Below are 20,190 nucleotides of genomic sequence, written 5' to 3' on the forward strand. Positions count from 1 at the left end.
GCGATGCGCTCACAGCGCGCGATGCCGCGACGCCAGCGGCGGGTTCTTCGCGAAGTAGCGCGCGATGCCCGTGGCCAGCGCCTTGACCAGGTCGTCCTGGTAAGCGGGATCGCGCAGCTTGGACTCTTCTTCCGGGTTGGAGATGAAGGCGGTCTCGACCAGGATGGACGGCACGTCCGGCGCCTTCAGCACCGCGAAGCCGGCCTGCTCGACGCTGCCCTTGTGCAGCTTGGCCAGCTTGCCGATCTGCCCCAGCACCTCTCCACCCAGCTTCAGGCTGTCCTTGATCTGTGCCGAGGTGCTCATGTCCAGCATCGCCCGCAGCACGCCCTCGTCCTTGACGACCTTGCTGTTGACGCCGCCGATCACGTCGGCCGCGTTCTCCTTGTCCGCCATCCAGCGCGCGGCGGTGGAGCTCGCCCCGCTGGTGGACAGCGCGAAGACCGAGGCGCCGCGCGCCTTGGGCGTGATGAAGGCGTCCGCGTGGATGGACACGAACAGGTCGGCCTGCACGCGGCGCGCCTTGCGCACCCGCTCGTTCAGCGGGACGAAGAAATCCGCGTCGCGGGTCATCATCACGCGGATGCGGGGATTGGTGTTCAACCGGTCGCGCAGCTTCTTGCCGATGGCCAGGACCACGTCCTTCTCGCGCAAGCCGCTCGGACCGATGGCGCCGGGATCCTCGCCGCCATGCCCCGGATCGATCGCGATCACGATCAGCCGGTCCAGCTTGGTCTGGCTCATTTCCGGCGCGACTTCCTTGAGCGGCGGCGCGGGCGGAGCGGCGGGCGTGACGGGGGGCGTGGTCTGGGCGACCAGCGGTCCGCTCTTGGGCGGCGGCGCGGTCGCGGCGCTGGCGGCGCTCTCCGCCATCGAGGCCGCGGTCTGTGGCCGGTCGATGCGGCCGATCAACTCTCCCAGCGCGTCGTTGACCTCGTGCGCGGCGGCGCGCTCGGCGGCTTCCTTGCCCCGGACCAGATCCAGAAGGGGATCGCGCTCCTGCGTGGGATAAAGATCGAGCACCAGCCGGTTCTTGTAAGCCGCGACCGGCTCGATGGTGAACACCTGCGGCGCCACCGCCTGCTTCAGGTCGAGCACGATGCGCACGACACGCGGTGTGTTCTGGCCGACGCGCACGCTGGCGATGTAGGGGTCGTCCGGCTTCACCTTGCCGATGAGGTCGCGCAGGTTGGGGTTGAGCTCCAAGCCGTCGATGTCGATGACCAGCCGATCCGGGTTGGCCGCCATGAAGCTCTTGGCCGCCAGCGGACGGTCCGACTCCAGCGTGACGCGGGTGTAATCGCTCGCGGGCCAGACCCGCACGGCGACGATGGAGGCGCTGCTCGCGGCCAGCGCGGGCAGGGCCGGCAGCACCGGGAAGCTCAGCGCGACGGCGCCCATGCGGCGCAGCGCCTTGCGGCGTTCGTGGGACGGGGTCTTGGGCGTGCCGGTCATGGGGGCGGGCAGGTTTCCCTTGGCTCGGGTCGAGGTCATCGGGTGGAACGCATGGCTTCAGATCGACAGACGCCGAGCCAGCTCGGCGAGCAGCGACTGGCCGCGGGGGGTATGGGCCTCGGCTCGAACGGCGCGACTGTCGTCGTCGTTGACGTCCAGGTGCAGCTTGAGGTCGGGCGGCGGCAGCATGCCGGCGGCTTTCTCGGGCCACTCGCTGAGCTTGAGCCCCGGCGCGGCGAAGAGGTCGCGGAAGCCGGCGTCTTCCCACTCGCGCGGGTCGCTGAAGCGGTAGAAGTCGAAATGATGCGCCGGCAGACCCTTGAGCGCGGGCGGCTGGTAGTCCTCGACGACGGCGTAGCTGGGGCTCTTGATGCGGCCGGTCACGCCCAGCGCGCGCAGCAGGTGGCGGACCAGGCTGGTCTTGCCGGCGCCCAGGCCGCCGTCGAGCTCGATGCTCACATCCGTGATCTGAGGACAAGCGGCCAGCGCCTGTGCGAACTGCTCGCAGGCTACCTCGTCGGGCCAATGGAACGGGCGAGTTTCTAGAATGCTCAAAACCTATGCAATCCTTGATCGACATGCCCAGGCCCGATGCGACATCCGACGCGTCATCGAGCCCCTCCCGAGACCCCGCCGCGCTGCAGGCGCTGATGGTCGAGGTCCGCGCCTGGGCGCATGAGCTCGGATTCTCACAGATTGGTGTGGCTCACGTCGATCTGAGCGATGCGGAGGCCGGACTTCAAGCCTGGCTGGACGCGGGCTTCCACGGCGAGATGAACTACATGGCGGCGCACGGGCTCAAACGCGCGCGGCCCGCCGAGTTGGTGCCGGGGACGCTCAGCATCCTGACCGCGCGCATGGACTACCTGCCCGAGGCCACCGGCCCCGACTGGCAGGACCGCGAATGGGCCGCGATGCGCGACCCGTCGCGGGCGCAGGTCTCGCTCTATGCGCGGGGGCGGGACTATCACAAGGTCTTGCGCAACCGGCTGCAGCAGCTGGCCGATCGCATCCAGGCGGCGATCGGGCCGATGGGGCATCGGGTGTTCACCGACTCGGCGCCGGTGCTGGAAGTGGAACTGGCGACACGTTCCGGCATCGGCTGGCGCGGCAAGCACACCCTGACGCTGCATCGCGACAGCGGCTCCATGTTCTTCCTGGGCGAGATCTTCCTGGACGTGGCGCTGCCGCTGACCGAGCCGGTGACCGCGCATTGCGGCCAGTGCCGCGCCTGCCTGGACGCCTGCCCGACCGGGGCGATCATCGCCCCCTATCGGCTCGACGCGCGGCGCTGCATCAGCTACCTGACGATCGAACAGGACGGTCCGATCCCGGTCGAGTTTCGCGCGGCCATGGGCAACCGCATCTACGGTTGCGATGATTGCCAGCTCGTCTGTCCATGGAACAAGTTCGCGCGCAAGACCGCGCTGCGGGACTTCGAATGGCGGGAGCCTCTGGGCAACGCGTCGCTGCTGGAACTCTGGGCCTGGGACGAGCCCACCTTCCTTCGCCGCACCGAGGGCTCGGCGATACGTCGGATCGGGCATGCGCGCTGGCGGCGCAACATCGCGGTCGCGATGGGAAATGCGCTCCGGCAAGACCTGGCCCCGGAACTGCGCGCGCGGCTGCGACAGGCGCTCACGGCGGTCCGGCCGGAGGCGTCGGCGCTGCTGGCCGAGCACATCGACTGGGCGCTGGCTATTCCTGAATCGCCTGACGCAGCGCCGCGATGAAGTCCGACACCGCCTTGGGCGAGCGCAAGCCCTGAGGCTGGACCGCGCGCACCTCGACCGGCACCTCCGGCAGCAAGGTGCGCTGAAGCATGTCAGGACCGCGGGCCAGGGCGGTGAAGGAGTCGACGATCGCCGGCCCGAAGCCCTGTTCCGCCATCACCATCGCGATGTGGTGGGTCTGCACGGTGATGCCGGCCTGCGGCGTCAGTCCCAGCCTTGCCCACTGGTCGGCGAGCACGGCACCCAGCGGATCGCGCTCGTCGATGCGGATGAAGGGCTCGCGCAGCACGTCCTGCAGCGCGACGGTGGTGCGCCGGTCGCCACCGGTCTTGCCGCGCGGCGAGACGCACACCAGCCGGCCCGTGGCCACCAACTCGTCGGTGAGGGCAGGGTGGGGCAGGCGGCCGTAAACGATGCCCACGTCGCCCTCCTGCAGCGCCATCGCGCGGGCGATGTCGTTGGAATGCAGCGTGCGCACGGAAATCGGCAGATCGCCATATCGGCGGCGGAAGCGCTTGAGCGCCTCCGGCAGCGCTCGCACGGCCAATGAAGGGACGACGAGGATGCGAAAGCCCTGACCCTCGCCGCTGCCCAGCGCGGTCGCCATGCGTCGCACCGACTCCAGCTGCGACATCAGCGCCTGGACTTCGGGAAAGAGCGCCTGAGCCTCGCGCGTGGGGATCAGCCGTCGGCGCTGCCGCGTGAACAGCGCGTAGCCGAGCTGCAGCTCCGCGAGTTGCAACGCCTGCGTGACCGCCGGCTGGGTGACGTGGAGCAGCTTGGACGCGGCGCTCACCGAGCCCGTCAGCATGACCGCGTGGAAGACCTCGATGTGTTTCAGGCGCACGCCGCGCTCCCGGCCAAGAACATAAGGCCAGCTTATACATTCAGGCGCGCTTCCGATGCACCCGACGACTGAGGTTCAATATCGTCCACGCATTGCCACCTTCGCCCACCGCGAGAAAGGACACGCCATGAAGGCCTTCGTTCCCCGTGCAGTCGTCGCTCTGACCCTCGTCGTCTCTGGTGCCGGATCCGGCATCGCCCTGGCGCAGCCGGGCGGGACGCTTGAGAAGGTCAAGTCCTCCGGCGTCATCACCGTCGCCTACCGGGACTCCTCGATCCCGTTCTCGTATCTGGACGCCGAGGCCAAGCCCACCGGCTTCGGCTGGGAGATCTGCGGAAAGATCGTCGACCAGGTGAAGAAGGCCACCGGCCGCGCCGACCTCAAGGTGCAGACGCAGTCGGTGAGCTCGCAGAACCGCATTCCGCTGCTGGCCAACGGCACCATCGACATCGAATGCGGCTCCACCACCAACAACAGCGAGCGCGCGAAGCAGGTGGATTTCGCGATCAACTACTTCTACACGGGCACGCGGCTGCTGGTGAAGGCGGATTCGGGCATCAAGAGCTTCGCCGACCTGAAGGGGAAGAAGGTGGTGTCGACCACCGGCACGACCAACTTCCAGGTGCTGCGCCGGCTCAACCAGGAGAAGAGCGTCGGCTTCGAGCTGATCAGCGCGAAGGATCACGCGGAGTCCGCCCTGCTGGTGCAGGCCGGCCGCGCGGATGCCTTCGGCATGGACGACATCCTGCTCTACGGCCTGAAGGCGAGCTCGGCCAATCCGGCGGAGCTGGCGGTGGTCGGGGAGGCGCTGCAGGTCGAGCCCTACGCGATCATGCTGCGCAAGGAGGATCCCGCCTTCAAGCAATTGGTGGACGGCGTGCTGACGCAGCTGATCAAGAGCGGCGAGTTCGAGGCGCTCTACAAGAAGTGGTTCCAGTCGCCGATCCCGCCCAAGGGCATCAACCTGAACGCGCCCATGAGCCGCGAGCTGCAGGACAACCTCAAGGCGCTGTCGGACAAGCCGGCGCTGTAAGCCTCCCATGACGCAGACAACTCCGCGCCTGGCGCGCGGCGCGGGCGGAGCCATGCACGCCGCGCCTGGCGTCGTGGGCATCCTCGGCGGCATGGGGCCGCTCGCGACGGTCGACTTCATGCGCAAGATGCTCGCGGCCACGCCGGCGACGGTTGATCAGGAGCACGTCCCGGTCGTGGTGAGCAGCATCCCGCAGGTGCCCGACCGCACGGCGGCCTTCCGAGGCGAGGGCGAGTCCCCGCTGGACGCAATGATCGCCAGCGGACGCCGCCTGATTGCCGCGGGCGCTGGCGTGGTGGTCGTCCCCTGCAACACTGCGCATCTGTGGTTCGACGAGCTGGAGCAAGCCCTGGGACTGCCCATGCTGCATCTGGTCGACGCCGCCATCGCCGAGGCGCTCGAGCGCGTGCCCGACGGCGGCAAGGTCGGACTGCTGGCGACGGACGCGACCTTGGCCTCGGGGCTCTACCTGAATCGGTCCTCGCGCGATGGACGACGCGTGCAGTGGCTGCTGCCGACGGCGGGCGAGATGCTGGAGCTGGTGATGCCCGGCATCGCCGAGGTGAAGGCTTCGCAGCTGGCGTCGGCGGCCGAGCGCTTGACCCGGGCCGCGTGGGCGCTGCGTCAACGCGGCGCGCAGGCGGTTGTGCTGGGGTGCACGGAGATTCCGCTGGTGCTGGACTCGCAGGCGGCGGGGATGCCGGTCGTGGATGCGACGGCGGCGCTGGCGAGGCGGGCGGTGGCGTGGGCCCGTCGCGAGCATCGGTCGGCTAGCTGACCACCGCCTCCAACCACATCGGCAACACGATCATCCCCAGCAGCGTGGACACCGTGACCAGTCCCGCCACGAAGGGCCCATTGCCGCCCATGCGGACCGCGAGGACGTAGGCGCTCGAAGCCGTCGGCAGCGCGGCGAAGGCGATCAGCAGCGCGGCCTGCGGCGGGGGCAGGCCGAGCCAGTGCCCCAGCGCGATCGCCACCAGCGGCAGCATCAGGTGCTTGATCGCGAGCAGCGCCGCCGCGAGCCGCGGCGCATCCTTCAGGGCGCCCAGTCGCAACCCCGCGCCGACCGCCATCAGCCCCAGCGGCAAGGCCGCCAGTCCGATCTTCTGCAGGCTGATCGCGGCGGGCTCGGGCAGGCGCAAGCCCAGCAGGTTGGCCGCCAGGCCCGCCAAGGTCGCCACGATCAGCGGATTGCGCGCGAGCTCGCGCAGATAGCCGTGGCCGCCGTGCCGCGCCAGCGGGTACACCGCCGCGACGTTGGCCAGCGGCACGCACACCGCCACGATCATCGCGATCCAGGCCACGCCCTGTGCGCCGTGCAAGCGCTCCGCCAAGGCCAGTCCGACGAAGGTGTTGAAGCGGAACGCCACCTGCGAGCCCGACGCGTGGTCGCGGGGGGCAACACCTGGCACCCAGCGCAGGGCGTACGCCATCGCCACCCCGGCCAGCAGCACGCCCAAGCCGCCGCCCATCAGGGTCAAGGTGTCGCCCGGGGACAACGTGCTGCGCGAGATCGAGTTGAACAACAGCACAGGAAAAAGCAGGAAGTACACGAGCTTTTCCGCCGCCTCCCAGACCGGCCGGTCCAGCGGCGTGTATCGGCACAGCAGGAATCCCGCCACGATCAGCAGGAAGTCAGGCAGCAACAGCAGCATGCGGGGGGCGGGCAGTCCAGGGGCGCCCGAGTGTGCCAGCCGGATCGCACGCGTCTTGACGAAGTCTCTACGTAGTTCCGCTAGCGCCTCTCGGGGGGCGGGATACTTAAGCTCGCCCGATGGCCGATTCCTCGGCCTCGCATCAACGTCCACCTTTTCAGAGACGAGGAGATCATGAACCGTCGCTCGATCCTTCAACGCGGCCTGGTCCTGGGCACGCTGACCGTCAGCTGCTCGCTCGCCCTGGCCGACGGCTATCCCAACAAGCCGGTCAAGCTGGTGGTGCCCTTCGCGCCCGGCGGCACCACCGACATCGTCGCCCGCGTCGTCGCCCAGCACATCGCGGGTCCGCTCGGTCAGACCATGATCGTGGAGAACAAGGCCGGCGGCGGCGGCATCATCGGTGCCAACGACACGGCCAAGTCCGCGCCCGACGGCTACTCGCTGGGTGTGGCCACCGTGTCCACCACGGCCACCAACCCCGCCATCAATCCGAAGACGCCGTACAACCCGCTGACGGACTTCACACCCATCATCAACCTGGCCGCCACGCCCAACGTGATCGCGGTGCACCCGTCCTTCCCGGCCAAGGATTACAAGGGCTTCATCGCCGAGCTCAAGAAGAGCCCCGGCAAGTACAGCTACTCGACCTCGGGCACCGGCGGCATCGGCCACCTGCAGATGGAGCTCTACAAGAGCCTCACCGGCACGTTCGTCACGCACATCCCGTACCGCGGTGCCGGCCCGGCCCTGAACGACACTGTCGCCGGTCAGGTGCCGATGATCTTCGACAACCTGCCGTCCGCGCTGCCCTTCATCAAGGACGGCCGTCTGATCGCCATCGCGGTCGCCGCGCCGCAGCGTCTGGCCGTGCTTCCCAACGTCCCGACCTTCAAGGAACTGGGTCTGGAGCCGGTCAACCGCATGGCCTATTACGGGATCCTGGGCCCGAAGAACCTGCCCAAGGACGTCGTGGCCAAGATCAACGAGGCCGCCCGCAAGACCATCGAGATGCCCGAGGTGAAGAGCCGCATCGAGCAGACCGGCTCCATTGTCATCGGCAACACGCCGGAGCAGTTCACGGAGCAGATCAAGGCCGAGTACGCGGTCTACAAGAAGGTCGTCGAGCAGCAGAAGCTCAAGCTCGATTGATCCATCGATGAAGATTGCGGTCCGGCGCGCCAGACCGCGACGCTCAAAAAGAGAAGGGGGCACCGTGAGGTGCCCCCTTTGTCGTTCCGGCGTCACCGGGCCCTCGTGAGGCCCGGTGCGCTTTCCGGTCGATCAGCCGCCGAAGATCTTGCCCAGGCCGCCCACCACATTGCCGAGCAGGTTGCCGGCGACATTGCCGATGGTGTTGCCGATGGCCGGAGCGGCTTGGGAGACCGCGCTGCTGGCCGCGCCGCCGATGGCGCTGCCGCCGAGACTGCTGAGCAGGGGGCCGATGATGGGAATCATGTGAGTTCTCCAGAAGGATGGACCGCCGGCTCGTCGCTCCCCGAGATCGCGTGCCGCTGGCGGAGGGGAGAAACACCGGCGATCCGGATGTCGTTCGCGGCACAAGCGGGCTAGTGCTTGTCTGTCGACATCCAGTCGTTCGTAGAAGGTGCGAACAGTTCGTGCTCGACTGGCCTATCGGTGCGGTCCGCTAGCAAATTTCAGATGATGAAAAGAATCTCGCGGCATGCAAAAAATCCGTGTGCTGCGCCGCCGCAAAATTTCTCATCATGGAAGAGCTCATCTCACGATCCGGTTTTTTAATCGCAAGTCGTTGATTTTGAAGGATAAAAAATTCGGTCTTATATAAGACATGAAGCGAAACCAAGGCGCCGTCCGCGCCTAAATTTGACCCCAACGGTTTCGCAATTCCTCAACTTCACCCGACAGGAGATTGACCATGACGACGCTGACCCGCGAGCAGCAGATTGCCGCCCTCGAAAAGGACTGGGCCGAGAACCCCCGCTGGAAGGGCATCCAGCGCGGCTATTCCGCCGCCGACGTGGTGCGGCTGCGCGGCTCGCTGCCGATCGAGCACACGCTGGCCAAGCGCGGCGCCGAGAAGCTGTGGAACCTGGTCAACACCGAGCCGTTCGTGAACTCGCTGGGCGCCCTGACCGGCAACCAGGCGATGCAACAGGTCAAGGCCGGCCTCAAGGCGATCTACCTGTCCGGCTGGCAGGTCGCCGGCGACGCCAACAGCAACGGCGAGATGTATCCCGACCAATCGCTGTACTCGGTGGACTCGGTGCCGAAGGTGGTCAAGAAGATCAACGCCACCTTCAAGCGCGCCGACGAGATCCAGTGGAGCGAGGGCAAGAACGACATCGACTACTTCGCTCCCATCGTGGCGGACGCGGAAGCCGGCTTCGGCGGCGTGCTGAACGCCTTCGAGCTGATGAAGAGCATGATCGACGCCGGCGCGGCGGGCGTGCACTTCGAGGACCAGCTGGCCGCGGCCAAGAAGTGCGGCCACATGGGCGGCAAGGTGCTGGTCCCCACGCGTGAGGCGGTGGCCAAGCTGGTGGCGGCGCGTCTGGCGGCCGACACGATGGGCGTGCCCACCGTGCTGCTGGCCCGTACCGACGCCGAAGCCGGCGATCTGGTGACCTCCGACATCGACGACAACGACAAGCCCTTCTGCACCGGCGAGCGCACCGTCGAGGGCTTCTTCCGTACCCGCAACGGCCTCGATCAAGCCATCAGCCGCGGCCTGGCCTACGCCCCCTACGCCGACATGATCTGGTGCGAGACCGGCAAGCCCGACCTGGCCTTCGCCAAGGCCTTCGCCGAGGCCATCCACGCCAAGTTCCCGGGCAAGCTGCTGGCCTACAACTGCTCGCCCAGCTTCAACTGGAAGAAGAACCTGGACGACGCCACCATCGCCAAGTTCCAGCGCGAACTGGGCGCGATGGGCTACAAGTTCCAGTTCATCACGCTGGCCGGCTTCCACAGCCTGAACTACTCGATGTTCAACCTGGCCTACGGCTATGCGCGCAACAACATGAGCGCCTTCGTCGAGCTGCAGGAAGCCGAATTCGCCGCCGCCGAGAAGGGCTTCACCGCGGTGAAGCATCAGCGCGAGGTGGGCACCGGCTACTTCGACGCGGTCACCACCACGATCGAGGCGCAAGCCTCGACCGCGGCGCTCAAGGGCTCCACCGAGGACGAGCAGTTCTTCGACGCCAAGCACGGCTGATCGCCGCCGGCATCGTGAACGCGGCGGCCTGACCGAGGCCGCCCTCCGACGGCCGTCCGATCGACGGCCGCCCGCACCGGGCGAGTCCCTCCACGGAGGTCCTCGCCCGGTCTTCGCTTCAGGGCCGCTGACGCAGCGCGCGCTCGCGCATCACATGGGCCAGATCGGTGAGCGCATCGCGGCTGTCGGCCCGGCCGAAGAGGTCGGTCGGCGTCAGCGCGCGGACCAGGGCCTCGTTGTGGTGCTGGAGATAGACGGTGCGCGCCGCGTCGTTGCCGTCCAGGAAATCGAAGAACTGCGCGTCGGCCGGCAGGGTCGGCTTGCGGCGCCCCCGCGCATCGAAGAACAGTGCGCGCGTGTCTGGCCGATTGCGATGTGCCAGATCTTGCGCGGTCGCGAACAGCACATCCCGCTGGAAGGACGGCTGGGCGATGATCGCGTCGCTGGCGGGATGCGCCCGCAGTTCCTGCGCCAGACGCTCGTGCAGCACCGCGGTGGAGGCCGCCAGGTTCGGCAAGGGATAACGCTCGTCGCGCAGCGCCCGCAGGCGTTCCACGCCGACGGGCAGCAGATGTGCCGCGCCCTTGCGCCGCTCCGTGCGCTCGACGAGCCGTCGATGCCGCTCCGCCGCGGGATGGGAACTGCGTTCGTCGAGCGCGTCTTCCTTCTTGAGCACCTTCAGCAGGTCGTTCCACAGCCGCGTGCGGACGACTTGCTCCTGATACCCCTCGAAGCCGCCCGCGACTTCCTGCAGCACCGTGTCGAGGGCGTGCTCGCGCAGACGCGGGCCGAGATTGCCCCATCTCATCTGAGACTTGACCGTCTCCGGCGTCTGGTCGCCGAGAAAGTCCGCGCGGTGCTTTTCGTTGACGCCAGCGCCGATGCTCGCGCCGATGGTGAGCAGCGCACCCGGCGCCGCCAAGGCCGCCGCGACCGGCGGACAGGCAAAGTTGGAGATGCTCGCGCCGAGCATCAGGCCCTGGCCCGCGGTCAGCATGGCGTCGAAGACCTGATCCCGCGCGCTGTCGGCCAGGCGGAAAGCGGCGTCGCCCTCGTAGACCTTGAATGCCGTCGGCGAGAGATGCGCGGACAGGCCGCGCGCCGCGTCGTGATCGGCCTTCAGCTGGCGATGTTCGGCGCGGTGGAGCCGGAAGTTGCAGGCGCCGGCCATGCCTTGGGCGAGCTGGGCGCCGATCATGAGACCACCGGTCGCGGATTCCAAGGCCTGTTCAGCCAGCCGTGGCGCGGTGCCGCCGAGTAGCTGTCCCGCCGCCTTCGCGGCGGAGGCGCCGGCCGAGGTCGCCATGCCGCTGGCCATGCCCGGCATGCCGATGCCGCTGAACAGCCAGGCGATGCGCCCGCGCTTGGCTTGGGGCAGACCGACGTTGAGCTTGCAGCTCAGGTGGTGCTGATAGTCGACTTCCGCGAAATAAGTGCCGCGCGCGTTCGCCGCATCGGCACCAGGCGTCTGGGATGCCGCCGCTGCCCGGCGGTGAGCGAAGCGTGCGGCGAGCAGCTCCGCCGCCGCTTGGCTGAACTGCTCGCTCAACATGGCATTGCCGGGGACGCCGCGGATCTTGCTCACCAGGTTGTGCCCTGCGAGAGGAATCGAAAACCATCCCTTCTCCCGATGGTGTTGACGGTTCTCGAAGCGGCGTACGCCGGCGGCATTCAGCCGTTCGAGGCGACGCAGGCGCAACTCCTGGTCCAGCCGGTGGTAGATATCGCCGTACGGGTGGCCAGGATCGCGCGCCGCGTCGGCGGCATCGCATTCGTTGGCGTGTCGCAGCGCCTCGATCAGTTGTCGCTGCTGATCGAGCACCTTCTGCACGCTCTGCGGATAGACCTCTTGATAGCCGGCCTTGGCGGACCGCACCGCCCCATGGGCAGCGATCGCGACCAGCGGAAAGAGCGCGGCGAGCAAGCCGATCTCGATGTACGGCTGATTGGCTTCGGAGAAGCCGGCCGGGATGGCGCCGGCGAGGTCGTCGGGGCCGTCGAGATTACGCAGCCGCGCGACCATGCGCAGCGCCGACAGCAGGCCGCTGCCTGAAAAATCGTCGATGACCTTGGGGCGGGAAGAGAAGAGGCACCGGCCCAATCGGACGGCGACGGGCGCCGAGGGCGTCGCTTGGAGCGGTAGCCCGGCGTCGACGATCTGTGGGGTCGTGCCCGACGATGCGCAGGACGCTCCGGCCTCGGGCTCCGATGGGGGTGGGAAGAGCGCGTGCGCGCTGGCGTTGATGGATGAGTCTCTCATCGGGTCCTTCCTCGATGGGCGAAATGGACCTGGCTTGTCGAGGGACTGTCGAGCTGGCTGGGGGGCGCCCCGGCACGGGACCGGGGCGGGCTTCACGATCAGCGCGTGGATGGGCTGAACGCGTTCAAGATGCTGTTGGCGGACGCGCCCATCATGCCGCCTGAAACAGCCTGCGTGGTGTTGTGAAGGGTACTGGCCGTGCCTGTCAGCCCGGCCTTGTTAAGGCACTTGCATAGCAGGTCGCCTGCGGCGGAGACACCCAGAGAGGTGCAAGCTGTGAGGAGAACCGGAGCAACCATCGCGCGCTCCCGATCAGCCGCCGAAGAGCTTGGAGAGGCCGCCCCCCGCCAGTGCGCCGATCCCGCGGGTGATCCCGCCCAAGAGCCCGCCGACCAGGGGGATCTTCTCGACTGCGTTGGACACGCCGTTGGCGACCCCGGAGACGGCACCGGAGACGGCGCCCAGAGGATTGATGGACATGAGAGCACTCCTTGAGAGGGGCGGTCGTTGACCGCCGGGATGAATGAACGGACCTAGTGTCCCGATCCGTCCGGAGCGCTCATTGGTCGGAGGCCGGTCAGCGCATCCCCTCGGCCGAACTCAGCGCCGCCGCCTCCCGATGCCGCCATTCCTGGATCAGCTCGACCACCGCGTCCGGATCCGCCGGCTTGACCAGGTGCACGTCGAAGCCGGCCTCATGCGCGCGGCGCCGGTCGTCCTGCTGGCCGTAGCCGGTGAGGGCGATCAGCAGGCACTTGTCGCCGCCGGGCAGCGCGCGCAAGCGACGTGCCACCTCGTAGCCGTCCAGGCCCGGCAGGCCGATGTCGAGCAGCACCACCTGCGGCATGCGCTCGGCCACGCGCGTGAGCGCCGAGGGACCGTCCAGCTCCACCAGGGCCTCGAAACCGGCCAGCTCCAGGAACACGGCCATCGAGTCCGCCGCATCGCGGTTGTCGTCGACCACCATCACGCGGCAGTCGTCGGGCAGCGAGGTCCCGCCGCGCAGACTCGGCACCGACCCCGGGGTACCCGGTGTTGTCAGCGTCCCGGCAGCGATCAGCGCGGCCGTCGATCGTGGGGACACGGACGAGGGTAGTGAAACGATGTCGGCGCCTTCGGCGATCGGGAGCGTCACCACGAACTCCGAGCCGTGTCCCGCGCCTTCGCTGCTCGCGCGGACCTCGCCGTGATGCAGCTGCACCAGGCGCTGCACCAGCGTCAAACCGACGCCCAGTCCCCCTTGATTGCGGTCCAGGCTGCGCGGCCCCTGCTCGAAGAGGTCGAACACATGGGGCAGCAACTCGGGCGCGATGCCGCGTCCGTCGTCGCGCACCGACAGCGTGACGCCGCGCGCATCGGCGCGCAGCGTGAGCTCGATGCGGCCGTCCGGGTCGGTGTACTTCGCCGCGTTGTGCAGCAGGTTGGTGACCACCTGGATCAGCCGCGCCGCATCGCCGCGCACCGGCGCCGGATGCGCCGGCAGCGTCAGCCGCAGCTGCTGGCGCTGCGCGTCGATCAGCGACTGCACCGGCTCCAGGCCCTGGCGCACGATGTCGCGCAGGTCCAGCAGTTCGGTCTTGAGCACGATCTTTCCCTGGCTGATGCGGGCGACGTCCAGCAGCTCGTCGACCAGGCGCGTCAGGTGCTTCATCTGGCGATCGGTCACCGCCACCGCCTCGGCCAAGCGGCCGTCGGCTCCGGCGCCTGCCGCGACGCCCGTCACAGACCCGCTGGCCGTGCCCGCCACCGCGCCTGCTGCCGCACCCGATGCCGCGCGCGGCGCGCCCGCCAACGAGCGCATCACCTCGATCGCGTTGCGGATCGGCGCCAGCGGGTTGCGCAGCTCGTGCGAGAGCATCGCCAGGAACTCGTCCTTGCGATGGCTCGCCTGCAGCAGCTCGGCCTCGGCCTGGCGGCGTTCGACGATCTCCGCCTGCAGCGCGCCGTAGAGCCGCGCGTTCTCAAAGGCGATCGCGGCGCGTCCTGCCAGCTCTTCCAGCGTCGGCCAGTCGGTGGGCGGATGCGGATCGGCCAGCAGCAGACCGCCGATGGCGCGCTCGCCCGTCACCAGCGGCAGCACCGAGCCGCTGGCCGTGTCGCGGCGCAGCGGCGCGTGCGCGGCCAGGTCCTCGTCCGCGGCCACCGCCGGCTCCAGCGCGTTGCGCGTGGCGTTGTAGAGCACCTCCGAGAGCATCTGCTCGCGGCCCTCGAAGAACAACGGCGGTTCGTCCGCCGCGGCGGGCGCGTCGCAGCGCAGCACCCGCTCATGGCCGTGGCCGCCGTCGCGCAGCCACAGCAGCGCGCGCGGCGCGAAGCGCGGCACCAGCAGCGCGAGCAGCCGCCGCATCGCAATGTCCGCGTCCAGCGAGTGCGCCAGCTCCTGGCCCGCCTGGGCCAGGAAGATGGAGCGGCGCGTGTTCTCCTCGGCGGCGCGCTGGGCGGCCTCGGCGCGGGCGATGGCGATACGCTCCAGCGCCTGCTGCCGCAGCCGCTGCTGCATGATGAACAGGTCCACGAAGACCCTCACCTTGCTGCGCAGCACATCCGGGATCACCGGCGAGAGGATGTAGTCCACCGCCCCCAGCGAGTAGCCCTGTGCCAGCTGCATCTCGTCGGCGTAGGCGGTCATGAAGATGATGGGCGTGTGCGCCGAGCGCCGGTAGCCGCGGATCAGCCGCGCCGTCTCCAGCCCGTCGATGCCGGGCATGTTCACGTCCATCAGGATCACCGCGAACTGCTGGCGCAGCACCTCGCGCAGCGCCTCGCTGCCCGAACGCGCGATCACCAGATGCTGGCCCAGGTCGGCCAGGATGGTCTCGAAGACCAGCAGCTTCTCGGGCAGGTCGTCGACGATGAGGATGCTGGCCCGCTCGGCCGCGTCGGGCGTGGCGTAGCCGTCGAAGATGGCGCTCAATGGCATAGCCAGCCCCGCAGCACGGTCAGCATGTAGGTCGGGTCCACCGGCTTGGACAGGTAGTCCCAGGCGCCGGCCTCGATGCACTTCTGGCGGTCGCCCTTCATCGCCTTGGCGGTCACCGCGACCATGGGCAGCTCCCGCCCGCGCGGCAGGCGGCGGATCTGCTGCATGGTCTCCAACCCGTCCATCTCCGGCATCATGATGTCCATCAGCACGATGTCGATGGCGGGATCCTCCTGCACCAGCCGGATCGCCTCGCGGCCGTTGTCCGCCGAGACGATCACCATCCCGTGCGAGTCCAGCACCGTGGCCAGCGCGAAGATGTTGCGCATGTCATCGTCGACGATCAGGGCCTTTTTCCCCGCCAGCGGACAGCGCGACTCCTGCGCCCGGCGCAACGCCTGGCGCTCGCGCTCGTCCAGATCGGCCTGCGCGCGATGCAGCGCCAACGCCAGATGCGCGGCCGCCGTCTCGACGTCCGCCGCGACCCGCACCGGCAGGCCGTGCGCATGGCTCCAGCGGGCCGCCTCGGTCGCGTCCTGACCGGCGGGCGAGGGCGTCGCATGCAACGCGACCACCGGCAGTGGCAGCGTCCCGGGGCGGCGCTCCAGCGCGTCCAGCACATCTTGCGGCCCGAAGGGGCTGCGGGCGGCGTCGACCAGCAGCGCGTCCGCGCCGGGCAGCAGCGCGCGGGCGTCCGCCGCCGAGCCCAGCAGCACGGTCTCGAACTCGTGCGCCATCGCCGCGAAGGGCGCGAGCAGCTCCTCCCGCTCCGTCCCGGCCGGCATGGCCACGGCCAGGCGCCGCACCGGACGGTCCAGGTAGAGCTGCAGATCGCGCAGCGCGGCGTCGACGTCGTCCCGCGATTGCAGCGGCTTGGCCAAGAAGCCCAGCGCGCCGGCCTGCAGCGCGCGCTCGCGCGACTCGTCGGTGGAGACCACGCACACCGGCAGGTGACGGGTGTCGGGATCTGATTTGAGCCGGTCCAGCACGCGCCAGCCCTGCATGTCGGGCAGGAAGATGTCCAGCGTGATCAGCGCCGGCCGGAACTCCTGCGCCAAGGTCAGCGCACCGGCGCCGGTGGTCGCCACCAGGCCCTTCATGCCGGCCTGCCGTGCCGATTCCAGCAGCACGCCGGCGAAGGCGAGGTCGTTCTCGACGATGAGCAGCACCCGGTCACCGGAGACGATGTCCGCGCGGTCGTCCTTGGCGACGTTGGCGAAGACGACGCTGTCCGGCGGCGCGTCCAGGTGGGGGCGGTCCGTCTCCAGGGGCAAGGGGGCGGTCGAACCGGCGGCGCCGTTGGCGTCGGCGCGCGGCCGGCGCGACGCGGCCCGTTGCACCGCGGCCTCGGCCAGCGCGGAGGCGCTGATCTTGCCGCGCGCGGAGACGGGCAGGGCGGTTCGCACGGTGTCCGCTCCGGCGCCGGCTCCCTCAGCGGCTTCGCTCGCGCCGGCGCGCGGTCGCGGGTTGCGCGGCGGCGCATAGTGCTGCGGCAGGTAGAGCGTGAAGGTCGAGCCTCGGCCCGGCGCGCTCACGAGGCGGATCTCCCCGCCCAGCAGCCTGGCCAGTTCGCGGCTGATGGCCAGGCCCAGGCCGGTGCCGCCGTACTTGCGCGAGGTCGAGCCGTCGGCCTGCTGGAAGGCCTCGAAGATGATCTGCTGCTTGTCGGCGGAGATGCCGATCCCCGTGTCGGACACCGCGAACGAGATCACCTGGCCCGCGTGGTTCAGGACTTCGTGGTCGGCCGACCAGCCCTCGCTCGCCGCGGCGACGGTGAAGGTCACCTGGCCCTGATGCGTGAACTTGAAGGCGTTGGACAGCAGGTTCTTCATGATCTGCTGCAGACGCTTGACGTCGGTCACCAGCGACTTGGGCAGCGGCTGCTCGACCTCCACCGCGAAGCCGATGTGCTTGGACTCGGCGAAGTGCCGGAAGCTGCGTTCCACCGAGCGCTGCAGCTCGTCCAGACGCAGCTCGCTGACGTCCACCGCCACCGTGCCGGACTCGATCTTGGACAGGTCCAGGATGTCGTTGATCAGCATCAGCAGGTCGTTGCCCGAGGCGTGGATGGTCTTGGAGAACTCGACCTGCTTGCCCGTGAGGTTGCCCTCGGTGTTCTTGCAAAGCTGGTCCGACAGGATCAGCAGCGAGTTCAGCGGCGTGCGCAGCTCGTGCGACATGTTGGCCAGGAACTCCGACTTGTACTTGGAGGTCAGGGCCAGCTGCTCGGCCTTCTCCTCCAGCGCCTGCCGGGCCTGCTCGACCTCGGTGTTCTTGCGCTCCACTTCCTGGTTCTGGTGGGCCAGCAGGCGCGCCTTCTCTTGCAGCTCCTGGTTGGTCTGCTGCAGCTCCTGCTGGCGGCGCTGGAGCTCTTCCGCGAGCGACTGCGACTGGATCAGCAAGTCCTCGGTCCGGGTGCTGGCCTCGATGGTGTTGATCACGATGCCGATGGATTCGGTCAGCTGCTCCAGGAAGGCCAGGTGGGTGGAGCTGAAGCGCTCGATGGAGGCCAGCTCCACGACGCCGCGCACGCGGCCCTCGAAGATCACCGGCAGCACCAGCACCTCCAGCGCCGCCGCCTCGGCCAGACCTGAAGCGACGCGGAAGGACTCGCCCGGCACGTTGGCCAGCAGGATCTTTTCCTGGTCCAGCGCACATTGGCCCACCAGTCCCTGACCCAGCGACAGCTCCTTGCCATGCGTGGCCAGCCCGCCCGAGGCATAGCTGGCGATCAGCTTCAGGCGCGGCATCTCGCCGCGCATGCTCAGCACGTAGAACTCGGCCTGCTGCACGCCGACCACCGGCGCGAGCTCGCTCAGGATCAGCTGGCCGACGGTGACCAGGTCCTTCTGGCCCTGCAGCATGCGGCTGAACTTGGCCAGGTTGGTCTTGAGCCAGTCCTGCTCGGTGTTCTTCTGCGTCGTGTCCTTGAGGTTGCGGATCATCTCGTTGATGGTGTCCTTCAGCGACGCCACCTCGCCCTGCGTGTCCACCGTGATGGAGCGCGTCAGGTCGCCTTGCGTCACCGCGGTCGCCACCTCCGCGATCGCGCGCACCTGCGTGGTCAGGTTGGCGGCCAGCTCGTTGACGTTCTCCGTCAGGCCCTTCCAGGTGCCCGACGCGCCCGGCACCTTGGCCTGGCCGCCGAGCTTGCCCTCCACGCCCACTTCGCGCGCCACCGTGGTCACCTGGTCCGCGAACAACGCCAGCGTGTCCGTCATCGAGTTGATGGTGTCGGCCAGCGCGGCGATCTCGCCCTTGGCCTCCACCGTCAATTTCTGCGCCAGGTCGCCGTCGGCCACCGCGGTCACCACCTTGGCGATGCCGCGCACCTGGCCGGTCAGGTTGCCGGCCATGAAGTTGACGTTGTCGGTCAGGTCCTTCCAGGTGCCGGACACGCCTCGCACCGTGGCCTGTCCGCCCAGCCGGCCCTCGGTGCCGACCTCGCGCGCCACTCGGGTCACCTCCGACGCGAAGGAGGAGAGCTGGTCCACCATGGTGTTGATGGTGGTCTTGAGCTCCAGGATCTCGCCGAGCACGTCCACCGTGATCTTCTTGGACAGGTCGCCCGCGGCCACCGCCTTGGTCACGTCGGCGATGTTGCGCACCTGCGAGGTCAGGTTGGAGGCCATCGAGTTGACCGAGTCCGTCAGATCCTTCCAGGTTCCCGCCACGCCCTGCACATCGGCCTGGCCGCCGAGCTTGCCCTCCGTGCCGACCTCTCGCGCCACGCGGGTCACTTCCGCGGCGAAGGAGCGCAGCTGATCCACCATCGTGTTGATGGTGTTCTTGAGCTCCAGGATCTCGCCCTTGACATCGACGGTGATCTTCTTGGACAGGTCGCCCGCGGCCACGGCGGTGGTCACCTCCGCGATGTTGCGGACCTGCGAGGTCAGGTTGCCCGCCATGAAGTTCACCGACTCGGTCAGGTCCTTCCAGGTGCCGGCCACGCCCTGCACGTCGGCCTGGCCGCCAAGCTTGCCCTCGGTACCGACCTCGCGCGCCACCCGGGTCACTTCCGCGGCGAAGGAGCGCAGCTGGTCCACCATCGTGTTGACGGTGTTCTTGAGCTCCAGGATCTCGCCCTTGACGTCGACGGTGATCTTCTTGGACAGGTCGCCCGCGGCCACCGCCTTGGTCACGTCGGCGATGTTGCGCACTTGCGAAGTCAGGTTGCCGGCCATGGAGTTGACCGAGTCGGTCAGGTCCTTCCACGTCCCCGACACGCCCTCCACGCGCGCCTGCCCGCCCAGCGAGCCTTCGGTGCCGACCTCGCGCGCCACCCGGGTCACCTCGGACGCGAAGGAGCGCAACTGGTCCACCATGGTGTTGATGGTGTTCTTCAGGGTCAGGAACTCGCCCTTGACGTCGACGTCGATCTTCTTGGACAGATCGCCCTGCGCGACCGCGGTGGTCACATCGGCGATGTTGCGGACCTGGTCGGTCAGGTTGCCGGCCATGGAGTTGACCGAGTCCGTGAGGTCCTTCCAGGTTCCCGCCACGCCCTTGACCTCGGCCTGACCGCCGAGCTTGCCCTCGGTACCGACCTCGCGCGCGACCCGGGTCACCTCGGCGGAGAAATCGCCCAGCTGCTCGACCATGCGGTTGATGGTCTTGGCGGTGTGCAGGAACTCGCCCTGCAGCGGCCGGCTGTCGACCTCCAGCGCCATGGACTTGGTCAGGTCGCCCTCGGCCACCGCGCCGATGACGCGGGCCGCTTCGCTGGTGGGATGGACCAGGTCGTCGATCAGCGCGTTGATGCAGTCGATCTGCTGGCCCCAGAAACCGCGCATCTCGGGCAACGCGGCGCGTTGGCGCAGTCGACCTTCCTTGCCCACGACCTGGCGCAGCCGCGCGAGCTCGGCGGCCATCGAGGCGTTCTGTTCGACCACGTCGTTGAAGGCGTCGGCGAGCTTGCCCGCCACCCCCGTCCAGTGAAACGGGAGCCTGACCTCAGGGTCCCCGCGACGCAGCGCATGCAGCGCCAGCAGCATGGCATTGAGGTGCTCGGCCGGTACGACGGCCACCCCTTCCTCGAGGACGTTCATGACTTTCTCCCGCCGTTCGGCGACGGCTGTCCGACGTTCA

The 20,190-nt window shown here is 68.6% G+C and carries 14 protein-coding genes; 5 read left to right on the forward strand and 9 right to left on the reverse strand.

Going from position 1 to position 20,190, the window contains the following annotated elements; genetic code table 11:
• Positions 1-9: 9 nt before the first annotated feature.
• Together ABDW59_RS08245 and tsaE are read right to left on the reverse strand one after the other, a co-directional pair.
• Positions 10-1,494 carry an N-acetylmuramoyl-L-alanine amidase gene (locus tag ABDW59_RS08245; protein ID WP_343629171.1) on the reverse strand — a complete coding sequence of 495 codons (1,485 nt, stop codon included), beginning with the start codon at positions 1,492-1,494 and terminating at the stop codon, positions 10-12.
• 18 nt (positions 1,495-1,512) lie between these two features.
• Positions 1,513-2,010 carry a tRNA (adenosine(37)-N6)-threonylcarbamoyltransferase complex ATPase subunit type 1 TsaE gene (gene tsaE / locus ABDW59_RS08250; protein WP_343629172.1) on the reverse strand — a complete coding sequence of 166 codons (498 nt, stop codon included), beginning with the start codon at positions 2,008-2,010 and terminating at the stop codon, positions 1,513-1,515.
• 95 nt (positions 2,011-2,105) lie between these two features.
• Between tsaE and queG the strand changes: the two genes are divergently transcribed.
• On the forward strand, positions 2,106-3,188 hold the full coding sequence (gene queG / locus ABDW59_RS08255) for a tRNA epoxyqueuosine(34) reductase QueG (protein WP_343629329.1): 1,083 nt from the start codon (positions 2,106-2,108) through the stop codon (positions 3,186-3,188).
• Here the strand turns inward: queG and ABDW59_RS08260 are convergent.
• Positions 3,154-4,035 carry a LysR family transcriptional regulator gene (locus ABDW59_RS08260; RefSeq protein ID WP_343629174.1) on the reverse strand — a complete coding sequence of 294 codons (882 nt, stop codon included), beginning with the start codon at positions 4,033-4,035 and terminating at the stop codon, positions 3,154-3,156. The genes queG and ABDW59_RS08260 overlap by 35 nt on opposite strands.
• Before the next feature lie 127 nt (positions 4,036-4,162).
• Between ABDW59_RS08260 and ABDW59_RS08265 the strand changes: the two genes are divergently transcribed.
• Together ABDW59_RS08265 and ABDW59_RS08270 are read left to right on the forward strand one after the other, a co-directional pair.
• Entirely contained in the window at positions 4,163-5,068 is a 906-nt protein-coding gene (locus tag ABDW59_RS08265; protein ID WP_343629176.1) for an amino acid ABC transporter substrate-binding protein, read from the forward strand.
• A gap of 7 nt (positions 5,069-5,075) precedes the next feature.
• Positions 5,076-5,846 carry an amino acid racemase gene (locus tag ABDW59_RS08270; protein ID WP_343629177.1) on the forward strand — a complete coding sequence of 257 codons (771 nt, stop codon included), beginning with the start codon at positions 5,076-5,078 and terminating at the stop codon, positions 5,844-5,846.
• Here ABDW59_RS08270 and ABDW59_RS08275 read toward each other — a convergent pair.
• Entirely contained in the window at positions 5,839-6,726 is an 888-nt protein-coding gene (locus ABDW59_RS08275) for an AEC family transporter (protein WP_343629178.1), read from the reverse strand. The genes ABDW59_RS08270 and ABDW59_RS08275 overlap by 8 nt on opposite strands.
• A gap of 174 nt (positions 6,727-6,900) precedes the next feature.
• Here ABDW59_RS08275 and ABDW59_RS08280 point away from each other — a divergent pair, with 174 nt between their 5' ends.
• The gene (locus tag ABDW59_RS08280) at positions 6,901-7,878 is read left to right on the forward strand and encodes a tripartite tricarboxylate transporter substrate binding protein BugE (protein ID WP_343629180.1); all 978 of its coding nucleotides are present in this window, start codon (positions 6,901-6,903) and stop codon (positions 7,876-7,878) included.
• A 132-nt stretch (positions 7,879-8,010) separates the two neighbouring features.
• Here ABDW59_RS08280 and ABDW59_RS08285 read toward each other — a convergent pair whose 3' ends face one another.
• Positions 8,011-8,184, reverse strand: a complete 174-nt coding sequence (locus tag ABDW59_RS08285) for a hypothetical protein (RefSeq protein ID WP_343629181.1) — start codon at positions 8,182-8,184, stop codon at positions 8,011-8,013.
• A 448-nt stretch (positions 8,185-8,632) separates the two neighbouring features.
• Between ABDW59_RS08285 and aceA the strand changes: the two genes are divergently transcribed.
• Complete coding sequence (aceA, locus tag ABDW59_RS08290) at positions 8,633-9,922, forward strand: isocitrate lyase (RefSeq protein WP_343629330.1); 1,290 nt, start codon at positions 8,633-8,635, stop codon at positions 9,920-9,922.
• Positions 9,923-10,040: 118 nt separating this feature from the next.
• On the opposite strand, the gene ABDW59_RS08295 is transcribed toward aceA, so the two are convergent.
• The 4 genes from ABDW59_RS08295 to ABDW59_RS08310 form a co-directional block, all read right to left on the reverse strand.
• On the reverse strand, positions 10,041-12,182 hold the full coding sequence (locus tag ABDW59_RS08295) for a hypothetical protein (protein ID WP_343629182.1): 2,142 nt from the start codon (positions 12,180-12,182) through the stop codon (positions 10,041-10,043).
• Between the two features lie 312 nt (positions 12,183-12,494).
• Positions 12,495-12,662, reverse strand: a complete 168-nt coding sequence (locus ABDW59_RS08300; protein WP_343629183.1) for a hypothetical protein — start codon at positions 12,660-12,662, stop codon at positions 12,495-12,497.
• Between the two features lie 97 nt (positions 12,663-12,759).
• Positions 12,760-15,096, reverse strand: a complete 2,337-nt coding sequence (locus tag ABDW59_RS08305) for a response regulator (protein ID WP_343629185.1) — start codon at positions 15,094-15,096, stop codon at positions 12,760-12,762.
• Positions 15,093-20,150: a HAMP domain-containing protein gene (locus tag ABDW59_RS08310; RefSeq protein WP_343629187.1), complete on the reverse strand. Its 5,058-nt coding sequence runs from the start codon at positions 20,148-20,150 to the stop codon at positions 15,093-15,095. Before ABDW59_RS08310 ends, ABDW59_RS08305 begins: the two co-directional genes overlap by 4 nt.
• Positions 20,151-20,190: the final 40 nt, after the last annotated feature.

Source organism: Roseateles sp. (assembly GCF_039595295.1).
Taxonomy (GTDB): domain Bacteria; phylum Pseudomonadota; class Gammaproteobacteria; order Burkholderiales; family Burkholderiaceae_C; genus Roseateles.